This window comes from Pseudomonas sp. GL_139_B, assembly GCF_057834475.1.
In genome coordinates, this window is sequence record NZ_CM174403.1 from 6,117,078 (window position 1) to 6,135,275 (window position 18,198).

Annotated in this window: 24 protein-coding genes; 16 read left to right on the forward strand and 8 right to left on the reverse strand. The window is 57.6% G+C overall.

The genetic code is table 11. The features are described from left to right. Positions 1-4 precede the first annotated feature (4 nt). From rnk to cyaY, 3 genes are all read right to left on the reverse strand, one after another. Positions 5-415, reverse strand: a complete 411-nt coding sequence (gene rnk / locus AC3ISI_RS28080) for a nucleoside diphosphate kinase regulator (RefSeq protein WP_489334721.1) — start codon at positions 413-415, stop codon at positions 5-7. A 283-nt stretch (positions 416-698) separates the two neighbouring features. Next, the gene (locus AC3ISI_RS28085; protein ID WP_489334722.1) at positions 699-917 is read right to left on the reverse strand and encodes a DUF1289 domain-containing protein; all 219 of its coding nucleotides are present in this window, start codon (positions 915-917) and stop codon (positions 699-701) included. A gap of 4 nt (positions 918-921) precedes the next feature. Then, entirely contained in the window at positions 922-1,254 is a 333-nt protein-coding gene (cyaY, locus tag AC3ISI_RS28090; protein WP_027926407.1) for an iron donor protein CyaY, read from the reverse strand. A gap of 279 nt (positions 1,255-1,533) precedes the next feature. On the opposite strand from cyaY, the gene lptM reads away from it, so the two are divergent. The 14 genes from lptM (at position 1,534) to AC3ISI_RS28160 (ending at position 11,933) form a co-directional block, all read left to right on the forward strand. Continuing rightward, a complete protein-coding gene (lptM, locus tag AC3ISI_RS28095) occupies positions 1,534-1,719 on the forward strand; it encodes an LPS translocon maturation chaperone LptM (RefSeq protein ID WP_489334723.1) in 186 nt (61 codons plus the stop codon). Between the two features lie 9 nt (positions 1,720-1,728). Then, positions 1,729-2,976 carry a diaminopimelate decarboxylase gene (lysA, locus tag AC3ISI_RS28100; RefSeq protein WP_489334724.1) on the forward strand — a complete coding sequence of 416 codons (1,248 nt, stop codon included), beginning with the start codon at positions 1,729-1,731 and terminating at the stop codon, positions 2,974-2,976. 4 nt (positions 2,977-2,980) lie between these two features. Next, positions 2,981-3,811, forward strand: coding sequence for a diaminopimelate epimerase (dapF, locus tag AC3ISI_RS28105; RefSeq protein WP_489334725.1), 831 nt, complete (start codon positions 2,981-2,983; stop codon positions 3,809-3,811). Between the two features lie 13 nt (positions 3,812-3,824). Beyond that, positions 3,825-4,550 (forward strand): DUF484 family protein, encoded by a 726-nt coding sequence (locus AC3ISI_RS28110; protein ID WP_489334726.1) that lies wholly within the window; start codon positions 3,825-3,827, stop codon positions 4,548-4,550. 2 nt (positions 4,551-4,552) lie between these two features. Next, the gene (xerC, locus tag AC3ISI_RS28115; RefSeq protein ID WP_489334727.1) at positions 4,553-5,452 is read left to right on the forward strand and encodes a tyrosine recombinase XerC; all 900 of its coding nucleotides are present in this window, start codon (positions 4,553-4,555) and stop codon (positions 5,450-5,452) included. Further along, on the forward strand, positions 5,449-6,159 hold the full coding sequence (locus AC3ISI_RS28120; RefSeq protein WP_489334728.1) for an HAD family hydrolase: 711 nt from the start codon (positions 5,449-5,451) through the stop codon (positions 6,157-6,159). Before xerC ends, AC3ISI_RS28120 begins: the two co-directional genes overlap by 4 nt. A 329-nt stretch (positions 6,160-6,488) precedes the next feature. Continuing rightward, entirely contained in the window at positions 6,489-7,730 is a 1,242-nt protein-coding gene (locus tag AC3ISI_RS28125; protein WP_489334729.1) for a tyrosine-type recombinase/integrase, read from the forward strand. 119 nt (positions 7,731-7,849) lie between these two features. Next, complete coding sequence (locus tag AC3ISI_RS28130; RefSeq protein ID WP_489334730.1) at positions 7,850-8,287, forward strand: hypothetical protein; 438 nt, start codon at positions 7,850-7,852, stop codon at positions 8,285-8,287. A gap of 56 nt (positions 8,288-8,343) precedes the next feature. Beyond that, positions 8,344-8,619 carry a helix-turn-helix transcriptional regulator gene (locus AC3ISI_RS28135; protein ID WP_489334731.1) on the forward strand — a complete coding sequence of 92 codons (276 nt, stop codon included), beginning with the start codon at positions 8,344-8,346 and terminating at the stop codon, positions 8,617-8,619. Further along, positions 8,612-8,824, forward strand: coding sequence for a helix-turn-helix transcriptional regulator (locus tag AC3ISI_RS28140; protein ID WP_489334732.1), 213 nt, complete (start codon positions 8,612-8,614; stop codon positions 8,822-8,824). The genes AC3ISI_RS28135 and AC3ISI_RS28140 overlap by 8 nt, the downstream gene beginning before the upstream one ends. 326 nt (positions 8,825-9,150) lie before the next feature. Then, on the forward strand, positions 9,151-9,504 hold the full coding sequence (locus tag AC3ISI_RS28145) for a hypothetical protein (RefSeq protein ID WP_489334733.1): 354 nt from the start codon (positions 9,151-9,153) through the stop codon (positions 9,502-9,504). 285 nt (positions 9,505-9,789) lie between these two features. Further along, positions 9,790-10,350, forward strand: a complete 561-nt coding sequence (locus AC3ISI_RS28150; protein WP_489334734.1) for a site-specific integrase — start codon at positions 9,790-9,792, stop codon at positions 10,348-10,350. Further along, on the forward strand, positions 10,334-10,711 hold the full coding sequence (locus AC3ISI_RS28155) for a hypothetical protein (RefSeq protein ID WP_489334735.1): 378 nt from the start codon (positions 10,334-10,336) through the stop codon (positions 10,709-10,711). Before AC3ISI_RS28150 ends, AC3ISI_RS28155 begins: the two co-directional genes overlap by 17 nt. Then, the gene (locus tag AC3ISI_RS28160; RefSeq protein ID WP_489334736.1) at positions 10,704-11,933 is read left to right on the forward strand and encodes a tyrosine-type recombinase/integrase; all 1,230 of its coding nucleotides are present in this window, start codon (positions 10,704-10,706) and stop codon (positions 11,931-11,933) included. The genes AC3ISI_RS28155 and AC3ISI_RS28160 overlap by 8 nt, the downstream gene beginning before the upstream one ends. A gap of 478 nt (positions 11,934-12,411) precedes the next feature. Here the strand turns inward: AC3ISI_RS28160 and AC3ISI_RS28165 are convergent, their stop codons facing one another. The 5 genes from AC3ISI_RS28165 to glnK form a co-directional block, all read right to left on the reverse strand. After that, entirely contained in the window at positions 12,412-13,176 is a 765-nt protein-coding gene (locus tag AC3ISI_RS28165; protein ID WP_489334737.1) for a hypothetical protein, read from the reverse strand. A gap of 578 nt (positions 13,177-13,754) precedes the next feature. Next, positions 13,755-14,078 (reverse strand): transcriptional regulator SutA, encoded by a 324-nt coding sequence (gene sutA / locus AC3ISI_RS28170; RefSeq protein WP_008050867.1) that lies wholly within the window; start codon positions 14,076-14,078, stop codon positions 13,755-13,757. 103 nt (positions 14,079-14,181) lie between these two features. Further along, complete coding sequence (locus tag AC3ISI_RS28175) at positions 14,182-14,607, reverse strand: secondary thiamine-phosphate synthase enzyme YjbQ (RefSeq protein WP_007942369.1); 426 nt, start codon at positions 14,605-14,607, stop codon at positions 14,182-14,184. A 213-nt stretch (positions 14,608-14,820) separates the two neighbouring features. Continuing rightward, positions 14,821-16,158 carry an ammonium transporter gene (locus AC3ISI_RS28180; protein ID WP_489334738.1) on the reverse strand — a complete coding sequence of 446 codons (1,338 nt, stop codon included), beginning with the start codon at positions 16,156-16,158 and terminating at the stop codon, positions 14,821-14,823. A 35-nt stretch (positions 16,159-16,193) separates the two neighbouring features. Further along, positions 16,194-16,532, reverse strand: a complete 339-nt coding sequence (gene glnK, locus AC3ISI_RS28185; RefSeq protein WP_002555808.1) for a P-II family nitrogen regulator — start codon at positions 16,530-16,532, stop codon at positions 16,194-16,196. A gap of 420 nt (positions 16,533-16,952) precedes the next feature. Between glnK and AC3ISI_RS28190 the strand changes: the two genes are divergently transcribed. Together AC3ISI_RS28190 and AC3ISI_RS28195 are read left to right on the forward strand one after the other, a co-directional pair. After that, positions 16,953-17,213: an accessory factor UbiK family protein gene (locus AC3ISI_RS28190; protein WP_123434880.1), complete on the forward strand. Its 261-nt coding sequence runs from the start codon at positions 16,953-16,955 to the stop codon at positions 17,211-17,213. A 415-nt stretch (positions 17,214-17,628) separates the two neighbouring features. Beyond that, positions 17,629-18,156, forward strand: coding sequence for a BRO-N domain-containing protein (locus tag AC3ISI_RS28195; protein WP_489334739.1), 528 nt, complete (start codon positions 17,629-17,631; stop codon positions 18,154-18,156). Positions 18,157-18,198 lie beyond the last annotated feature (42 nt).

The following is an 18,198-nucleotide window of genomic DNA, read 5'->3' on the forward strand; positions in this document are numbered from 1 at the left end:
GGCGTTATTCCGGGAAGTGGCCGCCAAGGGCAGGTTGTGATTCGACTTCCAGCAACGTCAGCTTGAGGGTCTTGCCGCCCGGTGCCGGCCAGTCGATGTGCTGACCCACCTTGAGACCCAGCAGTGCACTGCCGACCGGCGCCAGAATGGAAATCAGGCCTTCGTCGGCGTTGGCATCCTTGGGATAAACCAGGGTCAGGTGATAGTCCTTGCCACTGCTTTCTTCACGGCAATGCACACGGGAGTTCATGGTCACGACATCGGCAGGCACTTCGTCGTGACCGACCACGGTATCGGCGCGATCCAGTTCGGTTTGCAGCGCGATAACGCCCGGCAGCGTGTCATCCAGGCTGTCGATCAGGCGCTCCAGACGTTGCACGTCCAGACGAGTAAGGGTGATGGAAGGTACGGTCATGATTGAGGCAGACTCCTTTCTTCTGCACAGAAAAAGCAAAACCCCGCCAGAAAAAGACGGGGTTTTCACGAGCCTCGATGGGTTGAGGCGTTTCTGGACACTATCACAGCTCAATAAATATACAAGTCAGGTGCGACCATGGTGCCGACAGGTGGAAATTGTAAGCTGGCTCGGAGAGGACCTTGTGGGAGCGAGCCTGCTCGTGAATGCGGTTTTTCAGTCAATGAGATGTCGACTGATACAGCGCATTCGCGAGCAAGCTCGCTCGTACAAAGGTTTTGCGTCAGACGCAGGATTTGCGCTGGAGTGCCTGGGCACAGATAACCCGCCGCCGCTCATCATCCGCCGAACGCCATTCGCGGATGTCTTCGACATGGCGAAAACACCCCAGGCAGACCTTCTGCTCATCCAGACGGCACACGCCACTGCACGGCGAAGGCACCGCCGGGCTGACATTGCTGTAGAGCGGTTTAGGCGCGCGAACGGGCGCAGGCTGGGTCACGATCTCACAGGCCTTCGAAATCGAGTTCGACGTCAGCTTGCAGCTTGACGATGCGCTCCAGCATTTCGCCCAACTGCTCTTCGCTCTTGTCGCACATCCAGCGCTCGCTCTCTTCGTCGTAATCGAAGTGGAAGCCACCGGATACAGCCGCCAGCCATAACTGACGCAGCGGTTCCTGACGACTGAAGATCAACTGGCTGCCGTTTTCGAACTTGACGGTGAGTACACCGGCCGAGCTCTCCAGATCGATATCCAGGTCACACTCGTCGAAAATATCCTCCAGCGTCTGCTGGGTGGCATCGACCAGATCGTGAAAACGGGCTTCGGTCAAACTCATTTGCGGCAACCTCAAAAAGTGTCTGTTCTCGCTCAAGCGCCGCAAGATACGGGCGAGCCCCGGTGATTGCAAAGGATAACGACCAAGAAAACCTGTGGGAGCGAGCCTGCTCGCGAAGAGGCCATCATATTCAACATCTATGTTGACTGACACTCCGCCTTCGCGAGCAGGCCCGCAGGCCTCAGCCAAGCCCCGCCGGACGGGAGCCCCATCGCATAGGCAAGCTGTCGGGTGGCCGGTATACTCCGGCGCAATTAACGCATTTTCAAGGATTTCGCCATGAAGCGCCTGATCTCTTCCCTTGCTGCGCTCGCTTCGCTCGTCGCTTTTGCCTGCTTATTATCGGCCTGTGGTCAAAAAGGCCCGCTGTACCTGCCTGATAAAGACCAGGATCCTGTCGAACAGGCCAAGTCGTCGCAACGGCAGCCTGCATCCAAAGCACACACGCACGACGTCTACCAATAAGGGAACGACATGGACGCTTTTAATTACCGTGGCGGTGAGCTGTTCGCGGAAGGTGTGGCCCTGTCTGCCATCGCCGAACGTTTCGGCACACCGACCTACGTCTACTCCCGCGCACACATCGAAGCTCAGTACCTGGCTTACGCCGATGCGCTGGCCGGCATGCCGCATCTGGTTTGCTTTGCGGTCAAGGCCAACTCCAACCTGGGTGTGCTGAATGTCCTGGCGCGTTTGGGCGCCGGTTTTGACATCGTCTCCCGCGGCGAGCTGGAACGTGTTCTGGCCGCTGGTGGCAGCGCCGACAAGATTGTGTTCTCCGGTGTCGGCAAGACCCGTGACGACATGCGTCGCGCCCTGGAAGTCGGCGTGCACTGCTTCAACGTCGAATCCACTGATGAGCTGGAACGCCTGCAAGTGGTTGCGGCCGAGATGGGTGTTCGCGCACCGATTTCGCTGCGTGTGAACCCGGACGTTGATGCTGGCACGCACCCGTACATTTCCACCGGTCTCAAAGAGAACAAATTCGGCATCGCCATTGCTGACGCCGAAGACGTGTACATCCGTGCCGCGCAGCTGCCGAACCTGGAAATCGTCGGCGTCGATTGCCACATCGGTTCGCAACTGACCACCCTGCCCCCGTTCATCGACGCCCTCGACCGTCTGCTGGGCCTGGTCGACCGCCTCGGCGATTGCGGCATCTACCTGCGCCACATCGATCTCGGTGGTGGTTTGGGTGTGCGTTACCGCGATGAAGAGCCGCCATTGGCTGGCGACTACATCAAGGCTGTGCGCGAGCGTCTCGATGGCCGTGACCTGGCGCTAGTGTTCGAACCGGGTCGCTTCATCGTCGCCAACGCCGGGGTGCTGCTCACTCAAGTCGAGTACCTCAAACACACCGAACACAAAGACTTCGCCATCGTCGACGCGGCCATGAACGACTTGATCCGCCCGGCGCTGTATCAGGCCTGGATGGACGTCACCGCTGTGCGCCCGCGTGATACGGCGGCGCGTGCCTACGACATCGTCGGCCCGATCTGCGAAACCGGCGACTTCCTGGCCAAGGACCGTGAGCTGGCCCTGGAAGAAGGCGATCTGCTGGCTGTGCATTCGGCCGGCGCCTATGGGTTTGTCATGAGTTCCAACTACAACACCCGCGGCCGCGCCGCTGAAGTGTTGGTGGACGGTGATCAGGCAGTTGAAGTGCGTCGCCGTGAAACGGTAGCCGAGTTGTTTGCTGGCGAAAGCCTGCTGCCGGAGTAATCCCATGCTGCTGCGTTTTACCAAAATGCACGGCCTGGGCAATGACTTCATGGTCCTCGACCTGGTCAGCCAGCACGCGCATATTCTGCCCAAGCACGCCAAGCAATGGGGTGATCGGCACACGGGTATCGGTTTCGACCAGTTGCTGATCGTCGAAGCACCGAGCAATCCGGATGTGGACTTCCGTTATCGGATCTTCAACTCCGACGGCTCCGAAGTGGAACAGTGCGGCAACGGTGCGCGCTGTTTCGCCCGCTTCGTGCTCGACAAACGCCTGACCGCAAAACGGCAGATTCGCGTCGAAACCAAAAGCGGCGTCATCGAACTCGATGTGCGTAGCGACGGCCAGATCAGCGTCAACATGGGCGCACCGCGCCTTGTGCCGGCGGACATTCCGTTTATCGCCGCGGAACAGGCACTGAGCTACCCGATCGATGTCGATGGCACGCCGGTCGAACTGGCCGCCGTGTCCATGGGCAACCCCCATGCCGTGCTGCGAATCAGTGACATCAACAACGCACCGGTGCATGAACTGGGGCCGAAAATCGAACACCATCCGCGCTTCCCGGCGCGGGTCAATGTCGGTTTTCTCCAGGTCATTGACCGGAGTCGTGCGCAGTTGCGCGTCTGGGAACGTGGCGCCGGGGAAACCCAGGCCTGCGGAACCGGTGCCTGTGCAGCCGCTGTGGCCGCGATCAGCCAGGGGTGGATGGATTCACCGCTATTGATCGACCTGCCTGGCGGGCGCTTGTCCATTGAGTGGGCAGGCCCTGGCCAACCGGTCATGATGACCGGCCCGGCAGTACGCGTATATGAAGGACAAGTGCGTCTTTGAGTGAGCGAAATCCATGACCGACAAGCCCCAGGTTCCCACCCTGCAGCCCGACGAAGCCCCTTGCGAAAGCCTTGAGGCGGCGGCGATTGCCGCGTACCTGGAGGCTCATCCGGATTTCTTCATCGACCACGAAGAACTGCTTCCGGCCATGCGCATTCCACACCGACGCGGCGATACCATTTCGCTGGTCGAGCGCCAGATGGCCATTCTGCGCGACCGCAACATCGAACTGCGTCATCGCCTCTCGCACTTGATGGACGTAGCCAGGGACAACGACCGACTCTTCGATAAAACCCGCCGCCTGATTCTCGCGTTGATGGATGCCACCAGCCTGGAAGACGTGGTGATCAGTGTCGAAGACAGCTTGCGCCAGGACTTTCAGGTGCCTTTTGTCAGCCTGATCCTGCTGGGTGACAACCCGATGCCGGTGGGGCGTTGGGTGACTCACGCCGAGGCGCAAACGGCCATCGGCGGCTTGCTGACGGAAGATAAAAGCGTCAGCGGCAGCCTGCGTGAACACGAACTGGACTTCCTGTTTGGCGAAGAACAGCGCAAGCAGATCGGCTCCACCGCCGTCGTCGCGATCAGCCACCAAGGCATTCACGGCATCCTGGCTATCGCCAGCCGTGATCCGCAGCACTACAAAAGCTCGGTCGGCACCCTGTTCCTGAGTTACATCGCCGAAGTCATGGGGCGCGTGCTGCCACGGGTCAACAGCTCCCTGCGCTCGGTACGCTGAGTATGGAACGGCAACTGGACGCTTACTGCGAACACCTGCGCAGTGAGCGACAGGTGTCGCCTCACACGCTGTACGCCTACCGTCGCGACCTCGACAAAGTACTGGGCTGGTGCGCCAAACAGAACATCGACAGCTGGGCCGCGCTGGACATCCAGCGCCTGCGCAGCCTGATCGCCCGTTTGCATTCACAGGGTCAATCGTCCCGCAGCCTCGCGCGGCTGCTATCGGCGGTGCGCGGGCTTTATCACTATCTGAATCGCGAAGGCCTTTGCGACCACGACCCGGCCAATGGCCTGGCACCGCCCAAGGGTGAGCGCCGCCTGCCGAAAACCCTCGACACCGACCGCGCACTGCAATTGCTGGAAGGCGCGGTCGAGGATGATTTCCTGGCGCGGCGGGATCAGGCGATTCTGGAACTGTTCTATTCCTCGGGATTGCGCCTTTCGGAGCTGACCGGGCTCAATCTGGATCAGTTGGATCTGGCCGACGGCATGGTTCAAGTGCTGGGCAAAGGCAGCAAAACCCGACTGCTGCCGGTCGGCAAAAAAGCGCGCGAAGCGCTGGAACTGTGGTTGCCGCTGCGGGCCATGACCAACCCGGCGGACGACGCCGTGTTCGTCAGCCAGCAAGGCCGACGCCTCGGCCCACGAGCCATTCAGGTTCGGGTCAGAGCCGCTGGCGAGCGTGAGCTGGGGCAAAACCTGCACCCGCACATGCTGCGACACTCCTTTGCCAGCCACTTGCTGGAATCCTCGCAAGACTTGCGTGCGGTACAGGAACTGCTCGGTCACTCAGACATCAAGACCACCCAGATCTACACCCACCTGGACTTCCAGCACCTGGCCACGGTTTACGACAGCGCCCATCCACGGGCCAAACGCATTAAGGGCGATGACTCATGACCATCCAATTGATCACCTTCGACCTCGACGACACCCTGTGGGACACCGCCCCGGTGATCCTCAGCGCCGAAGCCGTACTGCGTGAATGGCTGACCGAGCATGCTCCGAACCTTGGGGGCGTGCCGGTAGAGCATTTGTGGGCCATTCGGGAGCGAATTCTGAGCAGCGAACCGGGACTCAAACATCGCATCAGCGCGTTGCGCCGCAGGGTGTTGTTCCATGCGCTGGAAGAGGCCGGTTACGACCACAGCCAGGCAACCGAACTCGCCGACAAAAGCTTTGAAGTGTTTTTGCATGCGCGGCATCAGATCGAAGTGTTCCCCGAAGTCGAGCCAACCCTGATAACACTGGCCAAGCACTACGCTTTGGGCGTAGTCACCAACGGCAACGCCGATGTACGCCGGCTAGGGCTGGCGGATTACTTCAAGTTTGCGCTGTGCGCCGAAGATATCGGCATCGCCAAGCCGGACGCGCGCTTGTTTCATGAGGCGTTGCAACGCGGGGGGGCAACGCCCGAGACGGCGGTGCATATCGGCGATCATCCGGGCGATGACATTGCCGGGGCACAGCAAGCAGGATTGCGGGCAATCTGGTTTAACCCGCAAGGTAAAGTGTGGGAAGCGGAGAAGGCTCCAGATGCCGAGATTCGCAGTCTGACCGAGCTGCCGTCGCTGTTGGCCCTGTGGAATTCCCGACACCCATCCTGAGATCACCGATATTCCCTTGTAGGAGCCGAGCTTGCTCGCGATGACTGCATAACATTTAGAATCTATATCGACTGACACGCCGCTATCGCGAGCAAGCTCGGCTCCTACCGGGTTGCGTCAGACCCAAGACATTTGTGACACCCATGAAAAAGCCCGCAGCGACGGCGGGCTTTTTCTTTTCCGTAATTGTCCACAGCATTCCACAAAACCTAGTGATTCCGGGGCTTACCGGGTATTATCTTGTCTACAGCATCCCACCCATATCTACCTGATCCCACGAAAATGTGTGGGGCTGCGTGTGGGGTTGGATCAGTCGACGAGGAAATAGCATGAGCCGATTGAACCCCAAGCAAGTCGAGCATTTGAGCGAGCCAGGCCGGTATCTGGACAGCGACGGGCTTTACCTTGTAATCAGCACTACCGGTAGCAAGTCCTGGCTGCTGCGTTATCAGCTCAGCGGCAAACGACGTGACATGGGCTTGGGACCATTTCCCACCGTAAAGCTTAAAGCAGCAAGACTGGCCGCCACGGAGGCGCGGTCCCTGATCATGCAGGGCCGTGACCCACTGGATGAGCGCAAGGCAGAACAGCAGCGGCAGAAAGACCAACGGCTGGCCGATAAAGCAAAGTCCGTCACGTTCAAATCGCTGGCGTTGGATTACCACCGGTCCCACTGCCTGCATGTGACCGATGGCTGGCGCAAAGGCTGGCTTTCCAAGCTGGAGCGTTACGTCTATCCAGTCATGGGTGAATTGCCGCCCGGAAAGGTTCAAACCGAGCATGTGTTGCGTGTTTTGCAGCCGATCTGGAGCGAGAAGCCCCGGACAGCGAGCGAGGTTAGGAGCCAGATAGAAAGTGTGTTGGACTCCGCCAAAGCGCTGAGCCTTCGATCTGGCGAGAACCCTGCACGCTGGCGCGGCCATCTGGACAACCTGCTAAGTCGGGCAGACAAAAAACGGGCTACGCAATCGACTAATCATCCAGCAATGCTCTGGCGTGACCTTCCAGCATTCATGAGCAGGCTGGCCGCAGCCAATGACCGTGATTCTCACGCGCTACAACTGGTGATCCTGACCGCAGCACGGGCTGGCATGGTTCGGTTGGCGACGTGGGACGAATTCGATTTAGAGTCAGCCACCTGGAATCTTCCAGCCGAGCGCATGAAAACCCGGCAGGCGTTCGCCATCCCATTGCCACAGCAAGCCATTGAACTGCTACGAGCAATCCCGCGCACTGTTGGCAGCCCCTATCTGTTTCCCGGCACTGGAAAGTCAGGCGTGATGGGCCGTGTTGCGTTCTTGTCACTACTGCGCGCAATGGATCTGCCAGACATAACAACACACGGGTTCCGGGCGACCTTTCGCACCTGGGCGAGTGAATGCACGCACTATCCGCGTGAAGTCTGTGAGCTGGCGCTTGCCCATGATGAGCGCGACAAAATCGAGGCCGCTTACAGTCGCAGCAACCTATTGGAGAAACGCCGCGAGCTGATGCAAGCCTGGGCAAAGTTCGCCACCACTCCGCCAGCGGTGAATGTTATTCACGGCGCGTTTGGGCGAGTGGAAGCATGACACGCAGATACAGCGGCGACTTGGCCAAACCTATCAAACTGGATCGGCTCGGCCCCCTCCATACACCCGCGCAATATGAGGCATGGAGCAAGGTGCACATATCGGAGGTAGAGCGCCGCATGGGCCTGTTATTTGAGGAGCATGGCGTTAAGGCTGGAGATTGGATGAGCCTTTGCTGGAGCTTGGCACTCGATTTACCAAGCTTCCAGCTGGCAAGCGTCAAATCTTTGGGAAGGCGTAAACACTGGGATGATGTCACTCGCACTTTGTTGGTACTGAGTATCGAAGAACACCATGCGTTGGAACGGTCAGTTACCGATGCTACAAAGCGCTTGGCCAAAGAGGAGCCATGGAGGTCTATGGTCCGTCACGCAGAAGGCGCCGAACGGCTGAGGAGTGAATCCACCCGACCGACCGATCCACGCTTGCTGCCAATGTTCCGCGCTCACCGCGACCTGATGATTGCGTCTGGTCAAATAACTGATGAGCCTGGCGCGTTTGCGCGTAATTACCTTGCCGTTAATTACGCGCAACACGAGCCTCGAAACGAGCAATAGTATTGGAATCCATGGCGCCCACTGACTCCGGCGCTTTTAATTCGCGAGGAGCGAACATGGATTCCACATCCCCCGACATCCACCCTATTTGTTTACTGCGCCTGCGCGACGTTATGGATCGTGTCGGACTGCGCTCAAGCGCAATTTATCAATCCGTGCAAAGGGGCACTTTCCCGAAACCCATCAGGCTCGGAGACAGTGTTTCTGTGGCCTGGCTTGACCAAGAGGTTGACGCATGGATCAGGGCACGGCTTATGTCCCGCCAACCCAATCCCACCCCACGCAAGCGCCGCCTGAAGGGAAGCCATGCAGGAGGCCAGGTCAATGACTGACAATCTGCGGGTTATGCGTATCGATGACGTTATGAAACGAACAGGACTGGCCCGCGCCTCGATCTACAAATACGCCTTGAACCAAACATTCCCGCAACAGGTGCAGCTTGGCCGTGGCGGCGCAGTTGGATGGTTAGAGCATGAGGTTAACGCCTGGGTGCGAGAGCAAATCGACAAGAGCCGGAGCAAAACCGCTCACGCATAAAAAAGCCGGACGTGGACGCGTCCGGCTGTGCCAACCACCCCCGCCAAGTGGTGGTAAGCACGCTGAGTGTCGCGCCTTTCCGGCCTTCGACAATTTCGAGGGCTGTTCGATGACTCTTCACGACGAGATAAAGGCCCCCAGCGGGCAAACTGCGGCAACTCCCGCGCCCGCCAGCAAAATCTCCCGTTTCCCCGCATTGGGCGATAAGCCGGGGTATCGCACTGGTTTCACCGTCTGGCTCGCCGATGGCGACCTGCTGGTGTCGTCGGCGAATCCGCATAGCACTTTCATCTTGCACGGCCATGGTCTGCTTCGAGAGATAAGCCATGGCGGGTGACTGGATCAAGATGCGTACTAACTTACCGTCGAATCCGAAAGTTGTCCGCATGGCGTCCGCATTGAAAGCGGACAGATTTCGGATAGTTGGTGGACTTTTGTCCGTTTGGAGTCTTTTCGATTTCCACTCAAGTGATGGAACGCTGTCCGGTTACACGTTGGACACGCTTGATGAGCTTGCTGCATGGTCGGGTTTTGCCGAGGCCATGGTTACAGTTGGATGGCTGGAAAACGACGGCCTGAATCTGACCATTCCAAGCTTTGAAGTCCATAACGGCGCCTGCTCCAAGCGTCGTGCCGTCGATGCGGAGCGTAAGCGAGCGGCCCGGAAGAGTCCGCGTTGAAAGCGGACGAAATGCGGACCAGAGAAGAGAAGAGAAGAGAAGAGCCCCCCAAACCCCCCAAGGGGTTCAATGCAATCGCTTCGCTCTTGCTTTTGCTCTGTCTGGACGATTGGAAATCGTTGACTTTGATCTTGAGGCCCGAGTGGGGCCCCGCTTGCGGGGTCGAGGGCTTGCAGTTGTCCACGGGCGTAGCCGGTGGGCAAGTGCCTCCGGCGCGCTGCGCCGGGGAGGCCTGCGGCCTCCTGTATTTCGCGTTTTTGCGTGCGTGCGCCTAGGAGGGACGCTATGAGTGAGCCTTTGCAGGTCATTGGCCGTGCCGTGTTGCGACTGCTGGCTGAGTTTGAGCATGACCCGCAAGCCGCGTTGGTCGCGCTGCTGACACTCTGTTACGGCCAGTCGCTGGAGGTAACGCTGCTAGCGCGCTGGATGGACTTCGATCTGCGGGAGCGGGTGTGGCGAGTTGGTGCCGACCGTCTGCCGCTGACGGCCCAAGTCTTAGACCTGCTGACGCGCTATTGGTCCGTAGCTGAGGGGCACGGTGAATATCTGTTCATGGGGGGTGATGGTCAGCCGCTTAGAAAGTCACGGTTACCGCGCCGAGTGTTGAAACTGTCGGGCGGGGTGTTGCCACTGAATACATTGCAGGCATGGGCGCTGAAGGGTTGCCCGGATCTTGATAGCGCAAACATTCGGTCTGAAATTCTGCACGAATTTGCCGTAAGCGGCGCGTCGGTGGCACAGGTGGCCAGGCTGGAGCGCGAGCTTGAGGCGCAACTGCGCGCCAGCGTAGCGGGCTGGCACGAAGTGTTATTGGTGCGGCGGGCGCTCGATGAATTTGCGGAATGACCGGGTGTTGGCCTGGGTCTGCCAGGGTGTCGAAGCCAGCTTCGTCGGTGTGGTCGACCGGGTGTTGACCCGGGCCTGCCATGGTGTCGAAGCCAGCTTCGTCGGTGTGGTCGACCGGGTGCTGACCCAGGCCTGCCAGGGTAACGAAGCCAGCTTCGTCGGTGCCGTCGACCGGATGTTGACCCGGGCCTGCCAGGGTGTCGAAGCCAGCTTCGTCGGTGGCGCCGACCGGATGTTGACCCGGGTCTGCCAAGGTGTCGAAGCCAGCTTCGTCGGTGTCGTCGACCGGGTGTTGACCCGGGCCTGCCAGAGAGTCGACCGGGTGCGGTGGTCATTCATTATTGAGGTGTGCGATGGGTGAAACGCGATATATCGAGTTCAGCGATGCGGCGATTAGAGCCGAAGCAAAAGATAAAGACGTTCGCGACCTTCGGGACAAGCGCTACCCGGATATGCGCTTTCGTTTTCTCAAGGATCGGCACCGGGGTGCGTGGTACACGGTGCACGCTGGTAAATGGCAGAAGGCGGCGGATTGGCCGCGTTGTGGCTGCAATCAATTGGATGCGCGGAGGTCGTCGTTCCAGTTGCTGCGTGCCGGTGGTGTTCATTCAGGCGCCATGCTCTGCGCGCTGTATACGGTAGGTGACGTGGTGACGTGGTATCTGGAGCGGCATTTGAACATGGCCACGGTATCGAAGGCGCGCAAGGCCAGTTGCCGGTCACTGGCCAAGAATTGGCTTTTTCCGCGCCTGTGGGGTTTGCCGGTGGATCAATTGACGACGGCCACGCTCGACCGGCTGTTGATTCAACCGATGCACGCGCTACTGGCTCCAGCGACGGTGTGCAATGCCTACCGGGTATTAAACGCGGCGTTTCGCACGGGCAAGCGGCTGGGTGTGCTGAACGTCAATCCGCTGGCTGATGTCAGGTTCTCGGATTTTGGTCTGGGCCGCTTAAGGCCAAAGAGCGCGCGGTTGTTTCCACGTGATGTTGGCCGAGTAATGGATCTGCTGGCACAGCGTCTGCCGAAATCGCCAGGGCCTTGCCTGTTGGCGTTGTTGATGCTCTGTCACGGTACGCGGGTTGGCGAAACGCGGCGAGTGAAGTGGGAACACTTGGACCTAGACGCGGGTGTGTGGGTGATCCCGGCTGAGCTGACCAAGACGCGGACACGGCATGAGCTGCCGCTGACGCCTGTTGTGGTGGCTGTGCTGCGTTGGTACCGGGACCAGCAGTCTAGCCAGCCGAGTGTGTATCTATTTCCCGGAGGTCATGGTCAGCCGTTGTCAGTGGCTGGGGCTTCGTCGGCGATTGCCGATCTGAGCGATGGTAAGTGGTCAAGCCATGATCTGCGCAAGCTGGCGCGGGCCGGCTGGCAACATCTGAGCGTCAATTATGTCATTGCCGAGCTGTTGCTTAACCATGCGATGCCGGGATTGACTGAAACCTATGTGCAGGGTGATTTGTCGTTTCTGAAGCGTCGGGCGTTAGAGGATTGGCACGGAGTCGGTGTGGGTGGTGTTGGGGGTGTTGATGGGTTGGATTTATCGCGGCGCTTCGGCTGGATAGTTAATTCGCTCTGATTTTCCATGATCTGCAAAGGCACGAAAGCATGACTACGATCTGATGGTGGGGTAAGGCGCAAGAGGAGCGGTTTAGACGTGTGCGTGGGGCTGGCTGTTTTTTACTTGCCAGTCTGAGGTGTCAAAACGGTTTTTCGTTCGTGATGCGCTCTAGAACGGGCCTTTGCGAGAAGTGCTGGGTATTCTGGATCATGAGATTGGTAACTGCCGTGACTAAAAATAATTCACAGATAGCATTACGCATGACAAATCAGTGGGTTGCAAATTACTGGAGCCTGGTGCCGAGGCCAGTGTCCTCGACACCGGCGACGGGGTATGCGCGCCACGCTCGAATGACTGCCACACGCCACATGCCTTTCTGCACAAGAAAACCTCATCAGCGACTAACTCGACCTCCGATAGAAATTCGCTGATGTACGCCTTAGTCGTCTTCATGGTCTTTTCCATGGCTAGGCAGAAGGCTAGTGATTTTTATACGTCACATAATTTTATCAATCGGGCGAAGCCCAACGATCTTTGGATTGTTTTGTATAGAAATTTTTTTATTTTCAAAAATTAGCCAGAAAGCAATCCTAATCTCTTTTTCTTTTTCAAAAACTTTCGGTTTAATAAATGCTATGGAATCTTTTAGCGCCGAAATTTGAGACACCGGCAGATCTTCTTCCTGTAATATCGTTATGGAGCGATGGCTATAGTCAACCTCTTTAACTTCAACATTCAGGGATAGCCGCTGAAGTATTTCCTGCATACTAAACTTACTAGTTATGTGATCAGGTAAGTCTGACAATTTTATTTCGTTCCAGAGCAACGCGCCCAAATAATTAGCAAATGACTGAAATTTATCTTGAGAAATCAACCATTTATCTTGATGCGTGTCAGTGATATTCCCCGCAACCTCAGTACTTTTAGACATGCAATAGACCCAGCAATTATGACTGGACCCTGAAAGAGTCATATTTTTCACGAAGAAATTTCCATTTCGCATTTCCATTTCGCCAATATGGAAACTGCCGTGACTTTCCATTTCAAAGGCTCCGAGCCATTCATGGGAGACCTTTGTGAGTTCGGGGAACTCCACAGAATAACTAAACGTTCCTTCCCCCTCATCTCGTAGCTTTTCGTTTTCTTCAGTCCGGAAATCAAACAATGTTCCAAACCGTATCGTATTGCACCCGTTACGAATATTGAATTCCGGAGGGCAAAATTTTGCAAAGTCTGGTGAAGAGAAGCCTATCAATTTCATCGATAAATTCCGTTTAATATTCTGGTCACTGTTTAACAATTGAGCTTTGTCTTAATGGCTTGGCGCCTTCAAGACGGACCGAATATCAACGAAAATGATCTACTCAGGCAAGACGTTTCGTAATCTTCGCTGCAATTTGAGCTTAGCAATTCTGGCCATGCTCACGACACTACAGACCTTCCGCTGCGACGCTGATCCATTCGCCGAGGATTTACCCCGCCCGATTCGGACTTTCTCAATTTCCTAGTTTTTATGAAACCAACTCGCCATCGAAGTCGCCTCTGGGCGATCCAGAGAGGCTCGGCAGATGTCGCCCGCGATGCGCGGAGTCATATGGAGTGGTGCGGGCGCCCTTCCTGTTTACCAGTGAAGAGATTGAAAAGGCGTAGCCAATGGGACGCTGTTGAAGCCGGCAGGAATCTCACGCTTTAGGAAAAAGCTGCTTCACGCGAGCAATAGGTGTGGGGCTGCGTGTGGGGTTGATGTCGAAGTTAATTATAGACCCGCGTAGTTAAAGGCCTGTAGAACGAAAAAGCCCGCAGCGACGGCGGGCTTTTTCAGCAAGCAAGGGCAGACGCTTAGATAGGCCGACTGCCGTACTTGTTATCAGGCTTCTTGGGAGGATCGGCGACCACGTTGGCCTCCACTTCCTGCACCTTGCCGCCCTTGGCCAAAAACTCTTCCATGGCCCGCGCGAGTGCATCGCGCTCCTTGTTCTTGGCTTCAACACTCGGCAGTTCATCAACCGATACCGCAGCCTTGGCTTTGCCTTTGGCGGTCGGAACGGGCGCATCACCGCCATCGTCTTCAGCGACGTCTTCGGCCGCTGCTTCCAGACCTTCTTCGGTTTCGTCGTCGTCGCCTACTTCGAGGTCGTCGTTTTCCAGATCATCGTCGCTCATGTTCTACCTCATGACTCTTGCGAAAAGCAGATTAGTTATAGCCCAGCTTTACCGTCTGTCGACAGTCGCCGGAAAAATTCAATAACCGCTGGTGACCAGCGGTTCATGCCTCTTCACCGTGTACGGTGGCGAGGACTTTACGGGCACCGCCAAAATCACGGTGCTCGCCCAGATAAACACCTTGCCAGGTCCCCAGCGCCAGTCGGCCTGCCGAGATCGGCAAACTGAGCTGACAGCCAAGCACGCTGGCCTTGAAGTGCGCCGGGAGGTCGTCCAGGCCTTCGTCGTTATGCTCATAGCCGTCTGTTCCTTGTGGGACCAGACGATTGAAAAACCGTTCGAAGTCGCGACGTACCGCCGGATCGGCGTTCTCGTTGATGGTCAACGACGCCGAGGTATGCTGCAGCCACAGATGCAACAGACCGACCCGACACGCCTTGAGTTCAGGCAAGCCGGCGAGTAACTCGTCCGTTACCAGATGAAAGCCCCGGGGCCGTGCCCGCAGGGTAATCAGAGTCTGTTGCCACATACAGTTCTCCGCACGTTCGGGGCGCATTCTAGCGCGCTCTGGGAAAAAACAAAGGCCCTAATATTCCTTCAATGATGTAAGCCATTGGCCGCAGAAAAGCGCCCGTCGTAAACGCCCCTGAACGTGTACGAAAAAACCTTTCAGCCACTCCTTCACTGACAAACGCCAGACAAAAAAATGCCCGGCAAGCCGGGCAAGTTTTTATGCGCGTGCTTACACGTTGTAGCCGCGCTCGTTATGAAGTGCCAGGTCGATGCCGACCGCTTCTTCTTCTTCATTGACCCGCAGACCCATAACAGCGTCCACGACCTTAAGGATGATGAACGTGGCGATCGCGGTGTAGATCACGGTAAAGCCAACCCCTTTGCACTGAATCCAGACTTGCGCGGCGATGTCAGTCACGGTGCCGAAGCCACCCATGGACGGTGCAGCGAATACACCGGTCAGGATCGCGCCGAGGATACCGCCGATACCATGCACACCGAAGGCGTCCAGGGAGTCGTCATAGCCAAGTTTGCGTTTCAGGGTCGTGGCGCAGAAGAAGCACACCACGCCTGCTGCCAGACCGATGACCAGCGAACCCATCGGACCGACGGTGCCGGCGGCCGGGGTAATTGCCACCAGACCCGCAACAACACCCGAGGCGATACCCAGTGCGCTTGGTTTGCCGTGAGTGACCCACTCGGCGAACATCCAGCCCAGTGCAGCGGCAGCGGTTGCAATTTGGGTAACCAGCATCGCCATACCGGCAGTACCGTTGGCCGCAGCAGCGGAACCGGCGTTAAAGCCGAACCAACCGACCCACAACATGGCTGCGCCCATCAAGGTATAACCGAGGTTGTGCGGCGCCATCGGGGTGGTCGGAAAGCCTTTACGCTTGCCCAATACCAGGCACGCTACCAGACCCGCGATACCGGCGTTGATGTGCACCACGGTGCCACCGGCGAAGTCCAGCACACCCCAGTCGCCCAACAGCGAACCCGGACCGCTCCAGACCATGTGCGCGATCGGCGCATAAACCACGGTGAACCAGATGCCCATGAATACCAGCATCGCGGAGAACTTCATCCGCTCAGCGAACGCACCGACAATCAGCGCCGGGGTGATGATGGCAAACGTCATCTGATAGGTGACAAATACCGCCTCAGGAAACAGCGCCGCTGGCCCGGTAATGCTGGACGGAGTGATGCCGGCGAGAAAGGCCTTGGCCAAGCTGCCGACATAGGAGTTGTAGTTGACAACACCGGCTTCCATACCCGTCGTATCAAACGCCATGCTGTAGCCATAGAGGAACCACAGGATGGTGACCAGACCGGTAATGGCGAAGCACTGCATCATCACGGAAAGAATATTTTTGGACCGGACCATGCCGCCGTAGAATAGCGCGAGGCCAGGAATGGTCATGAACAGCACAAGGGCTGTCGAGGTCAACATCCAGGCGGTGTCGCCGGAGTTGAGGACTGGAGCCGCCACCGGATCTGCCGCCATAGCCAGGCCGGGCATTACGATGGACAACAGGGCTCCTAGCCCTGCGAAATTACGCAGAGTCATATTGTATTCTCCTGGGGCGTTGGGTTTGTGGCGGCTTAAATTGCGTCGGTATCGGTTTCGCCGGTACGGATGCGAATCGCCTGTTCCAGATTGACCACGAAGATCTTGCCGTCACCGATCTTGCCGGTATTGGCAGCCTTGGTTATCGCCTCGATAACCCGATCCAGATCCTTGTCGTCAATGGCGACATCGATCTTCACTTTAGGCAGAAAATCGACCACGTATTCCGCGCCGCGATACAGCTCGGTGTGACCCTTCTGCCGGCCGAAGCCTTTGACTTCAGTAACAGTAATGCCCTGCACGCCGATCTCGGACAGCGACTCGCGCACGTCGTCCAACTTGAACGGCTTGATGATGGCAGTGACTAGCTTCATGAAAACTCTCTCCCGAATTGGTGGACTTGCCCCAGGAAAACAAACCCGTCTCAAGTCTAAGCGCAGTGCCTGGCTTTGTAACGCATCGTCGGCCTTGAATGCCCGTCCGAACCCAGCTAACCACCCCGTACGAAACACTTCCCCCGTTTCGCATGGCGCACTGCATTCGTCACAGCGACTGCATCAGTGCAGGGGTTGATAGTCACTTAGCAGAAAGCTTGCCATCTCGACAAAACACACTGAATTCAATCTCTTGGCCAATGCCGCAAGCCATCGCCCTGAATTACCCGGGAATTAACGCACAACAACGGTGCACTGCCGTCCGTCCGTATGCGCGAAAAACGTGCGCTGACTGGCTACCGGAATTGACTACAGACACTGCGTGATACACTGCCCGCCAATGTTTCCAGGACCTTTCCCATGCTCGCGCCCAAAGACTTCCTAGACGCCCTGACGGGCACCGCCTCCCGCCTCTTCAGCGGCGAAACCCCTTTGCCGAAAAGCGAAATCGAAAGCCAGTTCAAGGCGCTGTTGCAGAGTGGCTTCAGCAAGCTCGACCTGGTGAGCCGGGAAGAGTTTGATAGCCAGATGGTCGTGCTTGCACGCACCCGGGCACGGCTGGAGAGTCTTGAGGCGAAGGTGGCGGAGCTGGAAGCGAAGCTGAATCCACCAAGCGAGTAACACAGCCCATCTCACGGTAAAGCCCAATCCCCTGTGAACCCCAATCAACTGTGGGAGCGAGCCTGCTCGCGATAAGGTCGGAACGACCTTCCAGCTATTCCGGATTCAGCGCTGATTCAAGGCAGAGTCCTACAACGATCTCATCCGCCGTCCGATAGCGCCGCAAAGCTCCAGTTCCTAAGCTCACCCAATGCTGAATGTTCAGCACTGGGTTTGGCGACCCGGAAGCTTAAGGCGCATTACGACCATCCGATGGCGGGTTTACTTCCGCCACATCGAGTCATGGCGGTTGTGCGTGGGAGACCTTCGGGTCTGCCGGGTTCCTTTTGCTCCGGTTCGCCAACCTGCGTACAGCTGCCACCCAATCGTTTGGCGACGATTGACGGCAGCCCCTTTAGCAAAAGGAGTTGTATCAATGAATCGCAACGATGCTTATCTGATTCCTCACGTCTTCACCCGCCACAAACTCAACCTCCACGCCCTCCTCCTGGAAAACCAACCCTGGTTCAGCGCCCGCGACCTCGGCCGACTGCTCCGCCTTTTCCTCGACGAACGTGCCGTCCGAAAACTCGACCCCGATCAACACCAGTCCGCGCAAATCCTCATCCATGGCGTCATCGAAGACACCCTGCTGATCAGCGAATCCGGCGTCTACGCCCTGCTGGTCTACCACTACTGCCCCGAATACCGAGCCTTGCGCGAATGGCTGACCCACGACGTGGTCCCCGCCCTCCGGGATGCACAGCAACCGACCACAAACGAACGCCCGATTTTGAGCCTGTTGAACTGGTCGGAGATGTCATTGAGTTTGCTGCACTGGAATAACCAGCCGTGGATTCGGTTGCAGGATGTTCCACACATGCTGGCAGAAGGTGAACGGCCACAGCGTGCGGTCATTGCGCCGTGGTGGAAGCGTGCTTCCCGAATACTCCTGGCAATCTGAACGAATCGGCATAGGGGGCAGCCTTCATAGGCCGCTCCCCTG

Excerpts from the sequence above, each read along its gene's own strand:
- rnk (WP_489334721.1), bottom strand. The coding sequence starts at position 415 with ATGACCGTACCTTCCATCACCCTTACTCGTCTGGACGTGCAACGTCTG.
- cyaY (WP_027926407.1), bottom strand. The coding sequence starts at position 1,254 with ATGAGTTTGACCGAAGCCCGTTTTCACGATCTGGTCGATGCCACCCAG.
- lptM (WP_489334723.1), top strand. The coding sequence starts at position 1,534 with ATGAAGCGCCTGATCTCTTCCCTTGCTGCGCTCGCTTCGCTCGTCGCT.
- lysA (WP_489334724.1), top strand. The coding sequence starts at position 1,729 with ATGGACGCTTTTAATTACCGTGGCGGTGAGCTGTTCGCGGAAGGTGTG.
- dapF (WP_489334725.1), top strand. The coding sequence starts at position 2,981 with ATGCTGCTGCGTTTTACCAAAATGCACGGCCTGGGCAATGACTTCATG.
- AC3ISI_RS28110 (WP_489334726.1), top strand. The coding sequence starts at position 3,825 with ATGACCGACAAGCCCCAGGTTCCCACCCTGCAGCCCGACGAAGCCCCT.
- xerC (WP_489334727.1), top strand. The coding sequence starts at position 4,553 with ATGGAACGGCAACTGGACGCTTACTGCGAACACCTGCGCAGTGAGCGA.
- AC3ISI_RS28120 (WP_489334728.1), top strand. The coding sequence starts at position 5,449 with ATGACCATCCAATTGATCACCTTCGACCTCGACGACACCCTGTGGGAC.
- AC3ISI_RS28125 (WP_489334729.1), top strand. The coding sequence starts at position 6,489 with ATGAGCCGATTGAACCCCAAGCAAGTCGAGCATTTGAGCGAGCCAGGC.
- AC3ISI_RS28130 (WP_489334730.1), top strand. The coding sequence starts at position 7,850 with ATGGGCCTGTTATTTGAGGAGCATGGCGTTAAGGCTGGAGATTGGATG.
- AC3ISI_RS28135 (WP_489334731.1), top strand. The coding sequence starts at position 8,344 with ATGGATTCCACATCCCCCGACATCCACCCTATTTGTTTACTGCGCCTG.
- AC3ISI_RS28140 (WP_489334732.1), top strand. The coding sequence starts at position 8,612 with ATGACTGACAATCTGCGGGTTATGCGTATCGATGACGTTATGAAACGA.
- AC3ISI_RS28145 (WP_489334733.1), top strand. The coding sequence starts at position 9,151 with ATGGCGGGTGACTGGATCAAGATGCGTACTAACTTACCGTCGAATCCG.
- AC3ISI_RS28150 (WP_489334734.1), top strand. The coding sequence starts at position 9,790 with ATGAGTGAGCCTTTGCAGGTCATTGGCCGTGCCGTGTTGCGACTGCTG.
- AC3ISI_RS28155 (WP_489334735.1), top strand. The coding sequence starts at position 10,334 with ATGAATTTGCGGAATGACCGGGTGTTGGCCTGGGTCTGCCAGGGTGTC.
- AC3ISI_RS28160 (WP_489334736.1), top strand. The coding sequence starts at position 10,704 with ATGGGTGAAACGCGATATATCGAGTTCAGCGATGCGGCGATTAGAGCC.
- AC3ISI_RS28165 (WP_489334737.1), bottom strand. The coding sequence starts at position 13,176 with ATGAAATTGATAGGCTTCTCTTCACCAGACTTTGCAAAATTTTGCCCT.
- sutA (WP_008050867.1), bottom strand. The coding sequence starts at position 14,078 with ATGAGCGACGATGATCTGGAAAACGACGACCTCGAAGTAGGCGACGAC.
- AC3ISI_RS28175 (WP_007942369.1), bottom strand. The coding sequence starts at position 14,607 with ATGTGGCAACAGACTCTGATTACCCTGCGGGCACGGCCCCGGGGCTTT.
- AC3ISI_RS28180 (WP_489334738.1), bottom strand. The coding sequence starts at position 16,158 with ATGACTCTGCGTAATTTCGCAGGGCTAGGAGCCCTGTTGTCCATCGTA.
- glnK (WP_002555808.1), bottom strand. The coding sequence starts at position 16,532 with ATGAAGCTAGTCACTGCCATCATCAAGCCGTTCAAGTTGGACGACGTG.
- AC3ISI_RS28190 (WP_123434880.1), top strand. The coding sequence starts at position 16,953 with ATGCTCGCGCCCAAAGACTTCCTAGACGCCCTGACGGGCACCGCCTCC.
- AC3ISI_RS28195 (WP_489334739.1), top strand. The coding sequence starts at position 17,629 with ATGAATCGCAACGATGCTTATCTGATTCCTCACGTCTTCACCCGCCAC.